The sequence below is a fragment of the Mesorhizobium sp. M2C.T.Ca.TU.002.02.1.1 genome (assembly GCF_003997225.1).
The window spans coordinates 1-458 of the sequence record NZ_RZTO01001525.1 but is presented as its reverse complement, the minus strand read 5'-3'; the positions used below and the strand labels follow the sequence as shown (position 1 = coordinate 458).

At 67.0% G+C, this 458-nt stretch carries 1 protein-coding gene; it reads right to left on the bottom strand.

Features of this window, described 5'->3' with window-relative positions; all coding sequences use genetic code 11:
* Positions 1-61: 61 nt before the first annotated feature.
* A partial coding sequence (locus tag EOD07_RS37105) for a TOBE domain-containing protein (RefSeq protein WP_127238546.1) occupies positions 62-458 on the bottom strand: 397 nt, incomplete at its 5' end.

Below are 458 nucleotides of genomic sequence, written 5' to 3'. Positions count from 1 at the left end.
TCCTGGAATTGCTCTATCGAGCGGTTCAGCTTGGAGAAGCCGAACCGCTCGATATTGCTCCTCAGAAAGCCTTGCCGGTCGCCGGGTCGAACAGGCGAAGCGCGTCCGCCTCGAAGACAAAGGCGCATGACTGGCCTTTGGCGACGCGGGCCTGCGGCGGCAAGGTTGCCGTCAGCCGCTGGGTTCCGACCCGCGCCGTGGTGACCTGCTCTGGTCCCGTCAGCTCGACGACGTCGATCTCGACCGGCAGCGACATGTCGGCACCGCTGCCCGGTCCAAGGCGGAGCGCCTCTGGCCTGATGCCGACGACAACCGAAGCACCGTTGCGGACGGCGCTGGCGTAGCGTTGCGGCAGCGTCACCCGGGCATCCGTGCCGGCAATGGCGAGCTTGCCATCCTCGACAGCCGCTTCCAGCATGTTCATCGCCGGCGCGCCGACGAAGCCGGCGACATAGAGC